The 18,138-nt window shown below is 48.2% G+C and carries 18 protein-coding genes; 6 read left to right on the top strand and 12 right to left on the bottom strand.

The genetic code is table 11. The features are described 5' to 3' along the window. The 3 genes from MUG84_RS23315 to MUG84_RS23305 all read right to left on the bottom strand — a co-directional run bounded on the left by MUG84_RS23315 (position 1) and on the right by MUG84_RS23305 (position 3,302). A complete protein-coding gene (locus MUG84_RS23315) occupies positions 1-951 on the bottom strand; it encodes a carbohydrate ABC transporter permease (protein WP_244729541.1) in 951 nt (316 codons plus the stop codon). Positions 952-1,216: 265 nt separating this feature from the next. Beyond that, entirely contained in the window at positions 1,217-2,701 is a 1,485-nt protein-coding gene (locus tag MUG84_RS23310) for a methyl-accepting chemotaxis protein (RefSeq protein WP_244729538.1), read from the bottom strand. Positions 2,702-2,762: 61 nt separating this feature from the next. Further along, positions 2,763-3,302 (bottom strand): hypothetical protein, encoded by a 540-nt coding sequence (locus MUG84_RS23305; protein ID WP_244729536.1) that lies wholly within the window; start codon positions 3,300-3,302, stop codon positions 2,763-2,765. 271 nt (positions 3,303-3,573) lie between these two features. Between MUG84_RS23305 and MUG84_RS23300 the strand changes: the two genes are divergently transcribed. After that, entirely contained in the window at positions 3,574-3,663 is a 90-nt protein-coding gene (locus MUG84_RS23300) for a putative holin-like toxin (RefSeq protein ID WP_342346140.1), read from the top strand. A 365-nt stretch (positions 3,664-4,028) separates the two neighbouring features. Continuing rightward, positions 4,029-4,769, top strand: coding sequence for a GTP pyrophosphokinase (locus MUG84_RS23295; RefSeq protein WP_244729534.1), 741 nt, complete (start codon positions 4,029-4,031; stop codon positions 4,767-4,769). 77 nt (positions 4,770-4,846) lie between these two features. Here the strand turns inward: MUG84_RS23295 and MUG84_RS23290 are convergent, their stop codons facing one another. Then, the gene (locus tag MUG84_RS23290) at positions 4,847-5,131 is read right to left on the bottom strand and encodes a hypothetical protein (protein WP_244729532.1); all 285 of its coding nucleotides are present in this window, start codon (positions 5,129-5,131) and stop codon (positions 4,847-4,849) included. A 158-nt stretch (positions 5,132-5,289) separates the two neighbouring features. Further along, positions 5,290-7,140 carry a terpene cyclase/mutase family protein gene (locus MUG84_RS23285; protein ID WP_244729530.1) on the bottom strand — a complete coding sequence of 617 codons (1,851 nt, stop codon included), beginning with the start codon at positions 7,138-7,140 and terminating at the stop codon, positions 5,290-5,292. A 207-nt stretch (positions 7,141-7,347) separates the two neighbouring features. On the opposite strand from MUG84_RS23285, the gene MUG84_RS23280 reads away from it, so the two are divergent. Beyond that, complete coding sequence (locus tag MUG84_RS23280) at positions 7,348-8,016, top strand: YitT family protein (RefSeq protein ID WP_244729521.1); 669 nt, start codon at positions 7,348-7,350, stop codon at positions 8,014-8,016. 62 nt (positions 8,017-8,078) lie between these two features. On the opposite strand, the gene MUG84_RS23275 is transcribed toward MUG84_RS23280, so the two are convergent. The 4 genes from MUG84_RS23275 to MUG84_RS23260 form a co-directional block, all read right to left on the bottom strand. Beyond that, positions 8,079-9,356, bottom strand: a complete 1,278-nt coding sequence (locus tag MUG84_RS23275; protein WP_244729519.1) for an MFS transporter — start codon at positions 9,354-9,356, stop codon at positions 8,079-8,081. Between the two features lie 149 nt (positions 9,357-9,505). Next, positions 9,506-10,147, bottom strand: coding sequence for a DJ-1/PfpI family protein (locus MUG84_RS23270; RefSeq protein ID WP_244729517.1), 642 nt, complete (start codon positions 10,145-10,147; stop codon positions 9,506-9,508). Between the two features lie 52 nt (positions 10,148-10,199). Next, positions 10,200-10,766 (bottom strand): TetR/AcrR family transcriptional regulator, encoded by a 567-nt coding sequence (locus MUG84_RS23265; RefSeq protein ID WP_280521473.1) that lies wholly within the window; start codon positions 10,764-10,766, stop codon positions 10,200-10,202. 198 nt (positions 10,767-10,964) lie between these two features. Next, positions 10,965-11,393, bottom strand: coding sequence for an SgcJ/EcaC family oxidoreductase (locus MUG84_RS23260; protein ID WP_244729513.1), 429 nt, complete (start codon positions 11,391-11,393; stop codon positions 10,965-10,967). Between the two features lie 155 nt (positions 11,394-11,548). Here MUG84_RS23260 and MUG84_RS23255 point away from each other — a divergent pair, with 155 nt between their 5' ends. Further along, on the top strand, positions 11,549-12,037 hold the full coding sequence (locus MUG84_RS23255; protein WP_244729510.1) for a MarR family winged helix-turn-helix transcriptional regulator: 489 nt from the start codon (positions 11,549-11,551) through the stop codon (positions 12,035-12,037). Here MUG84_RS23255 and MUG84_RS23250 read toward each other — a convergent pair. From MUG84_RS23250 to MUG84_RS23240, 3 genes are read right to left on the bottom strand one after another with little or no spacing between them, the layout of a single operon-like run. Continuing rightward, positions 12,034-12,834, bottom strand: a complete 801-nt coding sequence (locus MUG84_RS23250) for a polysaccharide deacetylase family protein (protein WP_244729508.1) — start codon at positions 12,832-12,834, stop codon at positions 12,034-12,036. The two genes, MUG84_RS23255 and MUG84_RS23250, sit on opposite strands and share 4 nt — an antisense overlap. A 22-nt stretch (positions 12,835-12,856) precedes the next feature. After that, a complete protein-coding gene (locus MUG84_RS23245; protein ID WP_244729506.1) occupies positions 12,857-13,990 on the bottom strand; it encodes a serine hydrolase domain-containing protein in 1,134 nt (377 codons plus the stop codon). Positions 13,991-14,015: 25 nt separating this feature from the next. After that, on the bottom strand, positions 14,016-15,992 hold the full coding sequence (locus MUG84_RS23240) for an alpha-amylase family protein (protein ID WP_244729470.1): 1,977 nt from the start codon (positions 15,990-15,992) through the stop codon (positions 14,016-14,018). A gap of 160 nt (positions 15,993-16,152) precedes the next feature. On the opposite strand from MUG84_RS23240, the gene MUG84_RS23235 reads away from it, so the two are divergent. After that, on the top strand, positions 16,153-17,022 hold the full coding sequence (locus MUG84_RS23235; RefSeq protein WP_244729468.1) for a helix-turn-helix domain-containing protein: 870 nt from the start codon (positions 16,153-16,155) through the stop codon (positions 17,020-17,022). Between the two features lie 123 nt (positions 17,023-17,145). Continuing rightward, positions 17,146-18,117 carry an alginate lyase family protein gene (locus MUG84_RS23230; protein WP_244729466.1) on the top strand — a complete coding sequence of 324 codons (972 nt, stop codon included), beginning with the start codon at positions 17,146-17,148 and terminating at the stop codon, positions 18,115-18,117. The last annotated feature ends 21 nt before the right edge of the window (positions 18,118-18,138 follow it).

The raw sequence follows: 18,138 nt of genomic DNA, 5'->3' as shown, positions 1-18,138 counted from the left end.
TTAGATCTCCTCCCGAACAAATCGTTTTTGCAGCATGGACAGTGCAATGATAATGGCGAAGATGATGAATGCGGCTGCGCTGCCATAACCGGCACGGTTATAGCTGAACGCCTGACTATAGAAGTAAGTCACAATGGTGCTGGTTGCGCCCGCTGGACTGCCGAGCGATCCATTTCTCGCCAAGGCATACGGCTGGTCGAACAGCTGCATGACATTGATGATCCCGGACATGATGACCAGGAAGGTTACAGGCTTCAGCATCGGTACGGTAAGCTTCCAGAATTGCTGCCAGCCGTTCGCGCCATCGACGCGACCTGCTTCATAAATATCGTTCGGAATCGTTTGGAGGCCTCCGAGATACACCACCATATAAAAACCTACATAGGTCCAAATCGTTAAAATCATAAGAAACGGTAGCGCGAGTTTCACGTCAGCATACCATGATACATCCCGGAATCCGAGCCAGGTTAATGCTTTGGTTGCAATCCCGTCATGCTGCATGAACAAATACATAAATACGGTCGTTACAGCAATCGTCGAAGTAATGTAAGGCATGTAGTACAACGTACGAAATACACCCTTCAGCCGCCGTACCTTGTTCAAATTAACCGCGATCACGAGCGCGATGAGCGCTTGCAGCGGCACAGCCACGACCGTCAGGAGCGCAGAATGGCTTAGAGCTGTCCAAAAATCTTTATCTTTAACAATCTCGATATAGTTGCTGAATCCGATAAATTTGGCCGCATCCGGATTTAGAAAGCTGATGTCCTGGAAGCTGTACATAAACGATTGCAACAGAGGATAATAAAACCAGATTCCCATAAGAATCAGGATGGGGGCTACAAACAGGTAGCCTACAAACGTCGATGAGCTTCCCAGTCTGCCCAGTCTTGAATGTAAGCTTGGTTTCGGCTGAATCATGGGGCGGCGCGTATCTAATTTCGGCGTCATGTTGTTACTCCTTCCGCTTTACGAACCCTTAGTTCGTAAGATAGTCTGACTTTCGGGTCCTCGCATCAGAGAAGCCGAAGAATCTATCTTTATCATAGAAAGAGCGTACCTAACCTGGAACAGAGGATATTTACAAGACTCCGAGGATTTTTACATTCCTTTTTATTTGAGTAGGTGCACCTATTTGGTGGACATGAATAAAAGCCCCCGCGTTCACGGGAGCTCTCTCATTCAAATCATTCATTTGGATAATATTCGTATGCCTTTAATATTTGGATACCAGCAGTTTCATATCGGATATCAGCTGATCCAGCTTGTCATAATCTTTCACCATCTCGCCGATCTTCGAATCCTGGCCGCGCATGCTTCCGTGCATTTCTTCAACCGAAGCCATGTTCTGCTGCGTTGCAGCCGCAATATGTGCCATGTCGTCCGCCATATCAAGCTGCCGCTTATGGAGATGGTCCGTCGATCCGCTGACATTGTCGGCATGCTCCTTCACCTGCTCCATATTTTCGTGAATGAGCTGGATCAAATGCTTCACTTCCTGCGAGACCTCACTGCTGGTGGATACGGCCGTCTGGCCGTCGAGAACCTGTACATGAACGGCGCTGATTTGGCCTCGGATGCCGGACAGAATCCCCTCAATCTCGGATGCGGCCTTCCTTGAACTGTCGGCAAGCTTCCGTACTTCCCCGGATACAACAGCGAATCCCTTCCCATGTTCTCCCGCACGCGCCGCTTCAATGGCCGCATTCAACGCAAGCAGGTTCGTCTGCTCGGCAAGCTCACGGATGACCATGACGATGGACCCGACGCGGTCATTTTCTTTATTCAAAAGCTGCATCATTTGAACCGTATGATCAATCATCCGATGTACGCTTTCAACCTCGCCGGACAGAACTCCGATCTGCTGGCTGCTTCTCTCCGTCAGCTTGGCATTGTCCGCCGCATAGTTCTGCAGCTGGCTGGCCCCTTCGAGCAGACGTCCAACGGCATCGTTAATGATCTGGGTCGATTCGTTGATATTCATAATGCTATCCGTTTCCTTCTCGATAGACGCCGACATTTCCGAAAAGCTAAGCGTCACCTCTTTGGAGATATCTCCAGTCGCCCGTACACTCTCCTGCTGGCTGCTGCTGAATTCATTCAACAACAGTACGGAAGCTTTGAGCTGGTCTAGCAAACCGTCCACCGTATGCTTTGCTTCCAGCGTCTCCTGCTGCTTCGCGGTCACCTGCCGCTGCAATCGCTGGCTGAATCCAGCCGAAAATGCCAGGGCCGCCGTCGCAAATGCAAGGTAAAGGTACAAATAAACAAGCGACTCTCCAGGAAACAGCTGTTCCTTAAAAGAAGGCGTCATAAACAAATACGTGGTTACCCCCGCTCCCAAAACCCCTGTAAAAATGATCGGCTTGTAGTCCGAATACAGCGTCATGACGGCCAAATTAACATAAACCAAGAAATACGTGCTGATGATCGGATGGGGATCGGACAAGATCAGTAGCAATACGATTGAGGTAAAAATACAAGCTACAAAATATTTTATGTAGGATACCAACAAGCGACGGTAGGTCATGAATGTGGCGGCACCACAGGTAACCAGCCCAACTCCGGCAAGCAGCATAATCATGTTCATGCTAAGTCCGATCGCCAAATCCGTAATAACGCCAAGGGCCAACATCATCCATAAAATTTTAACAAACAGGCGGTTACGCTTATCCAGTTCGGTGAGAACTCCATTTTTCATTTTCTCTTCCCCCTTCTGTAAAGTATAAACACTTAGCTGTCGATTAGATTCCTGGTCCCGTTTACGTAGCGCTCAGGGGAAGAGTCAGCCATGGGTAATCGTCTTTGTGGGTATACACCTCTTCGACATTCACAATTGTTGGAATGACGTAATCTCCCTTATAAAAAATTTTATTCGCCACCTTCTCCAGCGGTACTTGGAACGAGATCCGCAGGGCCCGCAGAAGTACAGGTTCAAGCAGTGCGACAAAATACTTCAGCTTATTCTTCTCCCCAAATTCCACCAGGGCAGACAGCAAATCCGATAAAAAATTGCCGCGATAAGTACGAAGCAGCGCCATCTTATCAATTTCAGCTACGACACCTACAGCGTTTATCACCTTGGGATGCCGATCAAAGGCCGCAACCTCATTGATAGGACTTTCACTGCTGTATGGCTTGATCTCCGTTGTTCCGACATAATGCCCCTCGTCCGTAACGACCACATATCTCTCCAGGATTTGCCTAGAAAATTCAAGCTCGAATCCTTTTTCCAGCCACACGGTTGTCCAAATTCCGTTAAACATAGCCAGCTCCAGTTCATTCTCTACCCGTTTAAACACGATCTCCACTCCTTTTTTTAGCAAATGTGCTATCTGTTTATCCGGTTTCTGCTAAAAACCAACACATAAGACTTATCGGAAATGAATGGGAAAATGATTAATCGGTTGGCGTACGCAAAAAAACAGGCATCTAACCGATTGCCTGTTTAACTATTTATATGTTTTATGTTTTATGTAGGCATAGCTATACCCAATATATTCATGTTATAATAAATTTTAACAACAGCAAAAAGCTTATGGGCGGTCGGCTAATCTCCCCCGAAGGGAGGTGATGCCAATGGAGGTCAAAGACGCATTAATCCTGATGTTCAGCTTCGGCATGTTCATTCTGGCGTTACTTACCTACATTAAAAAGAAATAGACCGCCCTCTGCAAAGGTTTGCGGTCTATCTCGCGACTAATTACCTAAAAGCGACCGCTCTTAGGGCTGTTGTTGAAGAGTGAGGATGTTACCAGCATCCTTGCTCTTTGTTTATGTATACACATCTTTACTGTGTAGTATACCATCACGTTATGAAATACACAATTTCTTTGCTGATTTTTGACAACAAACTTGAAATGCCCTTATTTTTTGACAGGGTTATTAAGAAGCTCTTGCCTCTAATGAGGCAGGAGCTTCTTCCATTTGAAGAAACTGTACAGTCGAGCAGCTGGAAAGCTTATTTTAAAGTAAGTTATAATGTAATTATATGCCTCACGATATCAGATCTAGAAGGAAGGTATACCATGATAGAACATCCTAATACCATTGAACAAGTCAGAGCCCTCCAAAAAGAGATGCAGCGGTTTCTGATGAAATATAAGTTTGCTTTAAAGGAAGTAGAGACCAAAATCAAAATTTTGCAAGAGGAATTCCAACTGCTCCATGATTACAATCCGATCGAACATACGAAATCCAGATTGAAATCTATGGAGAGCATTGCGAAAAAGCTGCTGCGCAAAGGCGGGGGAAGCTCTTTTGCTGATATGAAAGATACCATTCGGGACATCGCGGGCATACGGATTACCTGCTCTTTTATTTCGGACATTTACCGAATCAGTGAAATGCTGCAAAGCCAGAATGATTTGAAGACGATATCCGTCAAAGACTACATTAAGAACCCTAAGCCAAACGGCTACAAAAGCCTTCATCTTCTCGTCGAAGTCCCTGTGTTCTTGTCCGACCATGAGGAATCAATGTGTGTTGAAATTCAAATCCGTACCATCGCAATGGACTTCTGGGCAAGTCTCGAGCATAAGATCTTCTATAAATACTACAAAACCGTGCCGGAACGGTTGATTGAAGACTTAAAAAAAGCCGCCGACACTGCATATGAGCTCGACACAACCATGGAGCAGCTTCACCTCGAGATGCAAGAAATCAAGCAGTCCCATGAGTCCGATTCCAAAGATGACATTCAATTTCTATTTGATAATGAGAGACTTAAGATCCCGGAAAATCTGTTGAATCTGCTCTCAAAAAAGTAAAGATTAGCTCTGCTACTGCCACAGCTTTGAACAAAGAAAATCCGGTCCCACTCAGGGTACCGGATTTTGTTGCTTCTCTAATATCTTCCCCACAGCATGTTCCACATTTGTCTGCGGTGGAATCGGTTTTGAGGATCTACGCCGCATCCCATCAGCCACCGTGCCGCATTTTCCCGTTCGGCAGGCGATACCGGTACGCCCATACAATCGGAAAGCCGATCAATCAAGCTACAGCAACGGTGGTGACATCTTAAATCCTCAAGTCTTTGGGCGCGTAAAATACCGCACACCTTGTGGAAATATCGCGGATCCATCATTTTGCAGCGGAATGTTCCCATCAAGCGGGGATCAAGCTGGGCCATACATGTGATCTCCTTTCGCGTATGCTCCATTCTCGTCTAAAGCCGAGGACTTTGCTTGAGAACTTCATTTGCCTGGCTTAAGACGGTTAATCCAGCATATGCGATTCGGGCAATAGGGACAGGGTATATACCTTGTTTTCCTGGCAAATAGGGCGTTTTCAGCAGCATTTGTACTTCTCCCTATAGTGACTGAGTGTCAGCAAAGGCCAAATTCGGGGGTAGCTGTGATACTGGATATAAAAATGCCCCGGGAGCCCCGCTCCGGTCGGATACGTCACCCGCTTGCTGCTCCCCTCTTGGTTCCAGTTAATCATAAGAGAGATGGCTTCCCGGATCTCCTTCACGGGTGTGTCATAAACCGCAATGAGCACATCCAGTGCCCATGCGGTGTGAACGACCGTGGAATAAGGAGCGGCAACGTAGCTTTTTGCAACATCACTTTTGCAGGACTCGCCCCACCCTCCGTCCGGCTGTCTGATGCGGAGCAGCCAATCGGTAGCTTTTTGAATCGCAGGATGCGTGGCGGGGAATCCAACTGCTGTAAGTCCGGTCACCGCAGCCCATGTCCCATACAGATACGACACTCCCCATCGTCCATACCAGGAACCGTCCGGCTGCTGCTGCTGCAAGAGCCAGCGAACCCCCGCCTGAATCCTTGGATGATTCGTCGTCAGCTTCACGTGGTTCCCCAGAAATTCCAGCGTACGTCCGGTCACATCTGCCGCCGAAGGATCAAACGCCGTATCCTCGAAATTTTCAAGTGCAAACAGGCGGTTCGCAAAAAAAGTACTGTTCCGCTCAAAAGCGGCCCAGCCGCCGTCATCATTTTGCATGCAGAATAAGTACCTTACGCCCTTTTGCCAAGCTTCATTACAGTCTTGATGAAAGGGCATGCACCGCGTTAGCGCCCGCAATACTGCCTGCGTATCGTCCACGTCGGGGTTCGCCGTGTTGCTTTCCGAAAATCCCCAGCCGCCTGTCATATGCGTGAGTATGCCCTCTGCCTGCTCCTTCTTCTCTTTGTGCTGAAGGGATAGCAAAAACGCTGCTGCCCGTTGAATCGCTTCATCCTCTGCCGGAAGCCCCGCCTCCTGTAGCGTGTATGAAGCAAGCGCCGTATCCCATATGGTAGAAGGAGAGTTTTGGACATGCATCTCCCCGCCTTCCGTCTGCGTCACAAAAGAAAGCAGCCCCTTCACCGCATGGGTAATCACGGGGGAGTCCGGCTTATAGCCGATTGCCAGCAGTGCATAAATCATGAAAAAAGTGGCGCTCGCATAGCTGTACAGCGTACCGTCCCCTTCAATATGTTCCAACATAAAATGCTCGGCCTTGCGGATGGCCTCATGATTTCGTTTCGTCGCAAACCATCTGCTCCAGCGCCCTTGCCGGTGCAGCTTGCGGTACTTCTGCGTTTTATAGAGATGGGTGATATCTGCAGCTGAGGGATGCCGCATAGTGAATTTGAGATGTCCCAAAATGAGAATCGGCGCAAAATGAGTCCTTACGTACGAGCTCCAGCGGTAAAAGCTAAGCGGCATCCATTTGGGAAGACGTATTAAAAACAGCGGAATTGGATAAAAGGAGGGCCAAGGATATAGTCCGTTCAGGGCCAGCATAAATTTGGTGGAGATATGGGATTTTTCAACGCCGCCGCTGCGGACAATATAATCCTCGGCCCGTTTCATCGGAGGAGCTTCCCGGTCCAAGTAACCGGATAACAGCAGTGCGGTATAAGCTTCAATAGTAGAGGAGAGATGCCCGTCATCATCGTCGTATTGCTTCCACTCGCCTCCTGCAGCCTGATTGCGTACAAGCCGCCTTGCCAGCTGCGATAGAAGCTCTTTTTCATCCGGAAAAAGGGCGCTGAGGAGAATGATCATGCTGGAATCCGTCATCGGACCGGTTTCAAAATCATATTTCCAGGACCCATTATTTTGCTGCTCTGAATGAATCCGGGCCGTAAGACGGCTGATTTCGGCTTGTACCTTCTCCAGCAATCCCTTCATCGTTTCACCCCCTGCAACGCCTTAAGAATATCGGCAACTTGTTAGCCTTGATATTCTTAACGTATGTAGAGAATTCGTGATTGGTGGAGGTGTATACCCAGGTCGTTCTATTTTCGCTATAACTTCCGGCATCCCCTTCAGAAGACAAGCATACACTAATAACAGCAGGACTGGCCTGCCACAACATTTTCTGAAGGATGAGTTGGTGTGAAAATTCTGATGATCCCGAGCCATAATAGGCCGATGCTTTACCGTCGACTTTGCAAGAAGTTCTCTTTAATTACCGCCGGAGCCGTGCTCCAGGGCTTTGCCATGGCTATCTTTTTATTCCCCCATGCCATCCCTTCTGGAGGCGGATCCGGAATTGCGGTTCTATTGAATTATGCGTTTGGATTACCGATGAGCCTCGGGTTCTGGTTTGCGAACTTTATTTTTATCATTTTTACCGCCCATTATCTTGGGAACACGAGCGCCATAGGGACGGTGTATGTCATTACAGTCACATCGGTGTCTGTTAATTTTTTCGAGGTGTACGTGAACCCGCCCTTTTCGAATGTATGGATCGATCTGCTCATCGGTTCCATCTTTCTCGGGACAGGCATTTCGATGCTGATGAGGCAGCGGGTATCCAACGGAGGGATCGGATATGCCGCCCTTGCGCTCTATAAGTTCAAAAAAATCAAGCCTGGTACCTCTTTATTTTGGATGAACGGTTTTGTATTTGTCCTTACCGCTTACGTCATTGACTGGAAAATCATCATTTTGGCTATCGGCTGCCAACTGATTTCCACCCGGATTATTAACTGGCTGGTTCACTCTTCAAGACCGAGAACGAGACCATGGTACGATATGGCTTGGAGAAGCAGCAAGAAGTAAGAAGTAAATCCGTACATATCCAAGATGCCTTTTTGGAAAAATAATTCCGTCAAGCCTATCAATCACCGGGTAGGACTCATTAAGCCAACAGGCTTTTTGCGTTTGATCTCGACAGGGCCGCCGCCGGACTGTCCTCCTTCTTTTTTGCCTTGATTCACCTGAATCATGAAAAGCGCTAACAGCCCCACCACAAAGGTGAGCCCGGCGATGGACAGGAACATGCCAATACGCGACCATCCCATCATCCATCCGAACAGCGGCGGTCCGATGGCCACCCCGAAAAAACGAACCGATCCATACAGCGAGGTCACAAATCCCCGTCTTTCCTTGCCGACCGCTTTCGTAATAAAACTGTTGATGCAAGGCAGAATAAGCCCGGTGCCCAGACTGCTGATCGCCAGAACGGAGATGAACAGCGTTAAATGTCCGATAAAAGATAACAGGACATAAGATATCGTCATGAGGATAAAACCCAAAACGATCAGTCTTTTCATCAGCTTCTGATTTTCTCCGATTTTGCTGCCTGTAATGTAGGAAGTTGTGCACATCACAAGCAGCGGGATGGCCAGAACCAGCCCCTTGACGACTCCCACGATGTTATGGGGCTCTTCCAAAACATCCGACAGAAAGAACAGGATGCCAAACAGCGTAAACTGACAAGTCGCACCGGCCAGATAAGCCGTAAACAGCCATCTACCCTCTTGCTTGAACACGCTTGCCAATCCGTGAATGTATTTCTTAAAAGGCGGCGGATTTTTGGTCGTTTTTTTGCCTTCGATAAATAACCAAGTCAGGGTCAGAGACCCCAGCATCACAACCGGAAATGCAAAAAACACACCATACCAGACAATAAGAGCGATGAGCGACCCGATAATCGGCGAAATGACCTTGCCCAAACCGTTGGATGCCTCAACCAATCCGAGCACCCGGCTCGCTTCCGAGCCTCTAAACAAATCCCCCGCAAGCGCCATTGCAATCGGAGTCGTTCCTGCCGCACCCATTCCCTGAAGCGTCCGCCCAACCATGATCCAGGTATATGGACTAGGGAACAACGCAGCCGCCAATCCCGCGAGGACACCTCCAATGCCGTAGAGCAGGAGCGACGGAATAATGATGGCCTTCCGGGAAAACCGGTCGGACAAATATCCCAGAATCGGAATACAAAATGCCGCAACGAGCGAAAAAACGGTAATCGTCAGACTAACCTGAAAGGAAGAAAGATGAAGTTCCGATTTCATTGTGGGTAATATCGGAATGAGCATGGAGTTGCCCAGCGTCATAATCAGTGGAATCGATCCGATTGCCACAATCGTCTTGACTGACGGTTGTTCCTCTGCCATGGTAATAACCCCTTCCTTAAGGAAATGTAATCCTTTCCGGTTTAGATTGTCCTTGCGAGACAGGGGTTATTCTTCATACCTAACAGCATCTCCCTCCTTTAACTTCCATTTCTTTTCCATCTGCCTTGCTCGTAAAAATAAAGTAGCTCCTACGCAAGTGTTCTAAAATACGGATATTCTATTGTATTTGAGGTCGTTTGAGCAGTGTCTTCGCCTAGCAGCTTCGCGACCATATAGAGTGACATATCGATGCCGGCGGATACTCCCGCGGAGGTTAATACATCTTCGTTATCTACATATCGCACATTCTGCACGACTTCTACATCTGGATACTTCTTCTCTAAGTAACCCATGGCATACGAATTCGTCGTTGCTTTTTTATCATTTAGAAGACCAGCCTCAGCCAGCAAAATCGCGCCTGAGCAAATGGAAGCAACTATGACCCCTGAACGGTGCTGAGACGCGATCCAGTGAAGTAGTTCTACATTTTTGACGCAATTCTTGATTGCTTTTAAAGGTCCCCCGGGAACAACGAGGATATCGAATTTGGGATGATCGTTGAAACTGTAATCCGTCAGTACTCTGAGCCCATTATGTGCGGTTACTAGTTCGTTCTGCGAGACCGTTTTGACTATAAAGGGTTTGTCTTCATATGCAATGCTATTGTTCAGTAAATCCGAAACTTGATTGGCATCCCTGACGGTCAATGAAAATACTTCGAATGGCCCCGAGTAATCCAAAACATCAACATGATCGAACATTAATATGCCTACATTCCACTGTTGTTTCATTTATTAAACTCCTCTCTTAAAGAGACCGTTCGGTCTCTAACACACATAAAAATTACTGCTTGATGCAGTAATTTAAGTAGTGTTTAAGTTGATTGTAATACTTTTTCACATAATCGTTGTCATTGTATAGCTTCCCCATCATCACACTGCCTTCAAAAGTTGATGTTAGAAAGATAGATACTTCCTGAACATCCAGGTCTGATTTGAATTCCTCGGCTTGTATTCCTTCTTCGAGAATCGATTGGATAAAAGACAACCACTCATTCATGACTTCGCGCGCTCTTAAATTTAATAAAGGATGCGTGTCATCCGTGTCCACCGCCGTATTTAATAATGGACATCCGCCTTTCACCGGAGGTTCTTCTACAATATTCAAATAAATCGACAAAACCGCAAGCAATTTTTCTTCGGCTGTTTTTTTGCCGGAAATCGCAAAACGGTACGTCCTTCGCAACACTTCCACAGAGTGATTAAATGCTTCTAAAGCAAGTTCGTCCTTATTCTTGAAATGCCGATAAATCCCTCCTTTTTGGAGTCCTGTTGCACCCATAATATCCGACATGGAAGACCCCGAGTATCCCTGTAGATTAAATAAAGTTGCAGACTTCTCGATGATCATATTTCTTGTATCCTGTCCACTTCTCATCATAATCCCCCTGACTCCATCAAAAAGACCGATCGGTCTCTTTCGAAAATACTACATACATTTCCATTTGTAAATAGGCTTCCCTAAATTCTCCTCACTTAATACCATTCACTTTCCTTCCAGTTAGTGCAGAAAAGGCAGCCACCGGCTGCCTCTTAACCATAACCCATCTTACCGCGCTCCTCTTGGCATCTCTTGAATGCGACAATTTTGGAAAGCGGTCAGCTTCCATTCTCCATTCTGCTTGACAATTACATTCGTATTAATCGATCCTCTGTCGTTAGGATCTTGGGCAGGCACGGCGAGTCGTGCTTCACCAATCGCGATTACAACGGCAACATCAGGAGTGATGAAGCGCGGCTGTAAGTCGGTGGTAGCGCTTGATACGAGGATGGTGCCCTTCAGCGGACCCGAGAACAGCATTTGATGTACATCGGCGATTTGCTTTCTTCCCTTCAGATGCTGTCCCATAAACGTTACATAATCGGCATCTTCCGTAAAGCAGCTACCGTAAAGCTCTCCGTCACCCTTGTTCCAAGCCTCGCTCAGCTTTGCAAATAATGCGCCGATAGCTTTCAGGTCTTCTTGGTGGTTTGTCATTGTAAAATCTTCCTCTCCATAAATGAATTTTGTTTGGCGGTTCATGAAGGGTGTGATATACTGACGAGTGTAAGAATCTTAACAAGAATGCTTTCTTAATGAATATTATATCTTAATTCATTAAGATAAATACATCATAACTTGGAGGTTTCCTTATGTCAAGGGATAATTTCCCTTCCGATGTGCCCGAGCTCACATCTACGCAGCAGGCTTTGCTTCACGAACTACGCCAAAACAGCGCGAGAGCCGTCATGTTTCATCAGCTAATCTCGGAAAAATTAGGCCTTAACGCCACTGATCACAAGTGCCTCGATTTTCTAAACCACTCCGGTCCGGTAACCGCAGGTCAGTTAGCGGAGCTGACAGGACTGACTACAGGAGCGGTGACCAGCGTTATCGACCGCTTAGAGAAAGCGGGTTATGTCGTCAGAGACAAGGATCCGAACGATCGAAGACGAGTTGTCGTCAAGCCTGCTCCGGAAGGCACGACTCATATTTCACCCATGTTCCAATCGGTTATGCAGTCAACGCTCAAGATCTTTTCGCAATATAACGTGCAGGAAATGGAGCTGATTCTTGGCTTTATCAGGAAGTGCAATGAAATGACGCTGGAGGAAATGAACAAGTTGAAAAACTTGAGTTAACCGAGTACGGTCAATTGGCCGGCCGCCAATTCAACAACATCTGTCTCCACGCTTACCCACACACACTGTGCGGATGGGTTATGAACGATTCGGTAATCGGCAGAAAAGCGGAGCTGTCTCAATGCATGTATATAAGAAACAATTTCAGCGCTTGTTGCAAACCAAATGTCTTGTTTTCGGGCGACAATTTCTCCAAACCGGTCAATTAGCTCCCAATTGTTGTCGTTCTCAAATTCATAACTGTGCCCCCAAACATAAAACAAAGCCATCTTGGTATGTCTTTGCTTTAAATCCACAAACTGATTTGCATAGTCCACCATCTGACTATGATGGCAGGTCGGATGCCACCTTAAGAAGTCTGATGGTATATCAAACCCACCCTGTCTCGTTGCAGTCCGGGCATATTCCATACCGAGCGAAGGTAGAATTGAAACAAGTTGATCATTATATGTACCAAAAGGATAGCTCATCCCGCGCACAGGATAACCAACAATGGCCTCCAGTCCCTTCCTGTCCTCCATGATTTCCTGAACCATTTGTTCCATAGGAGACTGTTCGAGAAAAGGATGACTAACGGTATGACACGATACTTCATGACCCATGTATAGGGAACATGCTTCCTCTCGCGTAACGAATCCTTCTTTCCCGAGAGTACCGCTGTTTAAGTGAAAAGCCCCTTTGAGGCCATACTCATTAAACTTCCCTATAAGCCTCCTGTCAAAAATCCGTCCGTCATCAAAACTGAGTGTAAGAGCTTTATGTACTCCACCTGGAAAACGATCAAAGCGAATTCGCATACACAGTCCTCCTCTTCATATGTTACAGGCAAGCGTACACAATATTTCTCAAACGCGGATGTACATAGGGCTCTTGATTGTTCAGCATATGCTGCGCATACATGACCGTCAGCTGCGATGACGGATCCATGATGGCCAGGCTACCGGCGGCGCCGCTCCAGCCGAATTCACCGAGCGGGCTCAAAGATCCACTACTCTCCCTGGAAATATGGGTTCGAACGCCCAGCCCGTAGCCATAACCGGCAAGCTGTGCCCAGGAGAAATGACAGCGCGTCTCCTCAGTCAGATGATCCGTACGCATCAGCTCCACCGACTCCGGTGCCAGCAGGCGCACGCCGTCCGGGCTCGTTCCCTGATTGGTCAGCGCATTCAGAAACATCGCGTAGTCGCTTACGGTGGAGAGCAGTCCGGCACCGCCGCTCTCGTATTCCGTACCGATTCGATAATCGTTCCCATCCTTGCGTATAGGCTTGCCTAGCGAATCGCTATATTCATATTGCGGAGCCATACGGCTTCGCTCTTCATCCGAGAGATCGAAGCCCGTATCGCGCATACCGAGCGGTCCGGTTATTTCATCCTGAACATAAGCGCTGAACCGTCTTCCGTCCACCACCTCGACTAGAGCGGCGAGAACGTCATGGCAAAGGCTGTAGTTCCATCGGGTGCCTGGTTCGAACAGCAGCGGTTCCTTAGCGAATGCCGCCGCAATTTCGCGGGTCGGAGCCCTGCCGTTGGTGTGCCTCACGACTTCCTGGATAGAAGGTGCTTTGATGTCATAGGAGAACCCTGCCGTCATGGTAAAGAGATCGCGTACCTTGATCGGTCTCTTTGCCCTCTCGAATGCGACTTCACCGTGTGGCAGAGTCATCTTCACGGTCATCTCGGCGTATTCGGGCAAATAGTCGGACAGCGGGTCGTTCAACAACATTGCTCCCTTTTCTACGAGCTGAAGCGCTGCCGTACACGTCAGAATCTTCGTCAACGAATAAAGCTGAATAATTCGCCGGTCGTCGATGGAAATGCTTTCTTCCAAGTTAGCATAGCCGCTACGGTAGCGGAACACCTCTTCGTTTCGGTACAGGACAAGCACCTCGGCCCAGGGGATCCGCCAGGAGGTGATACGGTCGATAAACTGTGACAGTGGCTTGAAGTCCATCGTTTAGCACCCTTCCTATCTTATTTCATTCACAATCGATAACAACCATCTGATGGCACTCCAGCTTGGGTACCGTGTAGAAGACCGTTTGATTCTCGTACCTGAAAGGAAGCTGCTGCATTTGCGGAGCCAAATACACATTCTTCACGCGATGGAGAGTCCGAATGGAAACCTCAACATCATATAGAGGTAGAATATCCTCGATCACTTCGATGTTTTTTCCACGGCGAACCGGTGATGCATACAGCAGGTGCTGGACCAAACGCTTCTCTTCCTTCTGTTCCTGCAGGGTGACAACGCCTTGCGCAGGCAGACTGGTATGCAGTGTTTTGTTAGGCAGTAGTCGGTTCAGCGCATGCAGGATCGTTTCCTTCAGGATCAGACTTCCTTTGTTTGCGTAATCCTCAAATACATTCCATGCCAAATAAATTCCACAATCACTTTCCACCATACCGGGCCCTCCATAAACATAGCTGCATGGCGTATGCTGGTGTGAGCAGAAGGTAAAGACATCACGGTTAAAATACGGGTCTTCCCTGCGTCCAAGCTCAGTACCCCCGGCAAGTTCGATTTTCTGTCCTTGGGTATAAATAATAAAGGAGGCTTCCCCCAAGCTCTCCAGCTTGAAATAAGGACGGAAATAATCGGGACGGTAAGGGTTAACCCCCAGATACCGCACTCCAAAGTCGATGGCGAAGCGGGTACCTTCCGTATCAAGCCCGGACCAGCCTGTGGCGAGAATTTTGCCCCCCTGCTGCAGGAACTTCTTTAGTTTGCTCCCCAGCTCGTCATCCACCGCAACATAATCCGGCAAAATCAACACCTGATAAGCTAAGAAATCATGCTCCTTGTCAATGACATCAAACAGAAATTTCCCCTCCAGCAGCATGCGTGCAGCTCCTGCATCGGAATCTGTTGAACGTCCCGCTTCCTCTTTGGCTTTCGGGTGCACGCCTGTCGCTTCCAATGACAGTAGTGCTACATCCGCGACGTTCGTTGCATTCACACACCATGCTTCCTTGCTCTCGACCTCGCGATAGGCCTTGCCGATCAATTCATAGGTCGCTGCATCCATTTGTCCGTCAGGATGGAGCTGATCACCGATCGAACATCTTGCACCATGCGCGAGGCTGAGTGCTGTTTCGTAACGGAGCGCGTTCGGGTGCTTATAGCCGCCGAATTCCCCCCAAGAGGTATGAAATTTGCCTGTCATGCCAAGAAAATCGACTCCTAGCGTTTGTACGTATCGGGCCGAAAGCGGGAAATGGTCGTAACCCCAACCGCCCGTTGGCAACGACTCTAGTTCCAAATGTGTGTTCATAGAAGCCAGATCGCGACGGCCACGCGCAATGTGTCCGCCATTGTGGAAGATAGGCAGCCCTGGCTTGACCGATTCGACCACTTCCTTCACCCTCGCCGTATAAGTGGCGTATGTAGTCTCCCACAGCCTCCGTATCGCTTCCTCGTCACGCGGGTCCTTCCCCTGTCGGCGCAAGGTCTCTACACAACTATGGCAATAGCATTTGCGTACCCCGACAATATCGAGAAACAGTCCGTCCAGATCATATTGGGACACTACTTCCCGGATCTGTTCGATCAGGATATCCAGATAGGGAGAGTTCATGCAAAACTGGTGATAGCCTGGTTGCATAAAGCCCTCTACCCAATTCGTTCGATCGTTCTTGTCGCGGATGAGCCATTCCGGATGGCGTCTGACCAGCTTTTCATCCAGTCCGGCCGATAAGTATACCGGTGTCTTTACGATAATTTCATGGGCGGCCTCGATCTGAGCCGCAAGCAAATCGAAGCTTAACCCAGGATGGATCTCATTGGCTTCCGAAGGATGATACGCCCAGCCGTGATGGCATTTGGAGAAAAGCGTAATGGAATCCACATGGCCCAGCTTCAGCATCTCCTGAAACTGCCTTTTGTCAAAACGGACTCCAATCGGGGCAATCGCCTCTGAAGTATGGAAATCAAGATGGACTTGTCGGAATCGCATGATTTCTCTTCCTTTCCCATTCGTATACCCTAAATATAGTCGTTCCCCCGTTGATCGGATAGGTGCATAGTCGACTTTTTATAGCACATTTCCTACCATTTGGGATTTTGACCATGATACAATAGGAATACAATTCGCATATGGAAAGGTGATGCCTGTCATGAATTGCCTGGAGCTAACCATCCCTCCGCTGCCACAATTAGTGACGATCGGTCACTCCATCTGGCAACCGGGACAACAGCATTTGATCCGCTCCTTCAATGTGTATGACATGCTGCTTGTGATAAGGGGCACCTTGTTTATGTCAGAAGATGATGCGGCTTACGAAGTCACAGAAGGTTCCATACTTGTGCTCGAGCCGAACCGCCTGCATGTCGGACATCGTCCCTGTGAGGAAGAAACCGAAATTTATTGGATTCACTTTGTCCATCCTGCACCTGTCCGAACGATTGAGAGCGGGCAAATCCCTTGGTCCATTCCTTTCACCAAAAGTACAAACCTCGATGTCACCCCACACCAGCAAGTCATGTATATTCCTAAATTCACCGGCCTGCATATCCCAGTCATTCTCCCGTTCCTGCAGCAGATGCTGGAGCTTCATCAAACCTTATCACCCGCAACTTCCTTACCGCTTCAGACACAGATAGCCGGCTTGTTGACAGAATTGCAAATGGCGGTGCGCTCGCAATACGTCTCCCGCTCCAGACTGCTCTGCGATCAAACGATCGCCTATCTTCAGCAACATCTGACCCGCCCCTTTGATGCGAAACATATGGAAGAGACGCTTCATTTCCATTTCGACTATCTCGCAAGGTGCCTGAAAAAATACACGGGTCTGAGTCCGCTTCAATACAAGCACGAACTACAAATCAAAAAAGCGAAATCTCTTCTGGAAAATACGGGGCTTTCCGTGTCTGAAATCGGCGTGCAAGTCGGTATAGAGAATACTAATTATTTCATACGTCTATTTCGAAAACAGATGGGAATCTCGCCGGGTCAGTATCGGAGCGCCCGATTAGGTAGGGCATGACGAACAAAGAGACGATCATTTGTTCCTGCTATGATTTCACGCATTGCAATGGAAAAACAGGAGACTGGATTTATAAAGCAGAATCCTATGTATATATGGAAAATCCTAAGGGAGGAAGATTGCATGTTTATGAAACATTCAACTGCACTTGAACTTCTTCTTGGTGAAGCTAACGAGAGTCTGTCGGTTGACTGTCATGCCGTTCCGACATGGAATATTCCCGGCTTTTATTGGGATGCTGACGGGCATACGGCGGCAAAGCGGATGATGGAGTCGGACGCCCGGGCGGCCTATACGACTGCACTGGCCTATCGGCTGACGGGAACAGCTGCCTATGCAAGCAAAGCGAAGGAACTGATCATGGGCTGGGCAGCCGTCAATCAAGAAATCACGGGTCCTGATGGTCCACTGGTATCCGCCTATCTAGGAGTCGGCCTGATCCTGGCGGCGGAGTGGATCAAGGAATTCTCAGACTGGAGCAAGGAGGAGCAAGATCAGTATATCCGTTGGATGACCCAGGTGTGCTTGCCGGAGTGGGATCGCATTCCCCTCCGGAACAACTGGTGGAACTGGAGCTTATATGCCCAATTAGCCCTGTTTCGCTTTATGGATGACAAAGCCCGCTTTTCAGAAGAGGTAACTGCGTTCAAGGAACATCTCGATTCCTCCCTATCCTTGGAGGGATTCATCCCGGAAGAAACGCATCGGGGGAAACATTCCTTATGGTATCATTATTTCGCCCTCGCTCCCGCGACGGCAGCCGCCAAGCTGATTCTAGACACAACAGGCGAGGATTTATTCCATTGGGTCTCCCCAGGCGGCAAAAGCCTCAAAACTGCACTTGACCGGTTCTTCCATTATACCGACGGGCGTCTTAAGGAATGGCCGTATGACGATGATCCGATCTTCCCTGCACCGCTCTCCGCCGATACATGGCCTCTGGATTTATTCGAAGCCATGTCTAAAGTTTACAAGAGTCCGGACTATGAACGTTTCGTCTCCCCCTACCGTCCGATCACAGGCAATACAAACAAAAACAGCGGATATTATCAATCCTACACCTGGATTTACCCCGAGCTGCAATTAGGGATTTAAAAAATCAAAAGAAGGCCTTTC

Origin of the sequence: Paenibacillus mangrovi, assembly GCF_022898935.1 — a bacterium.
GTDB lineage: Bacteria > Bacillota > Bacilli > Paenibacillales > Paenibacillaceae > Paenibacillus_AQ > Paenibacillus_AQ mangrovi.
Note: the sequence above shows the minus strand (reverse complement) of the source record. Positions and strands in the feature narration are given on the sequence as shown.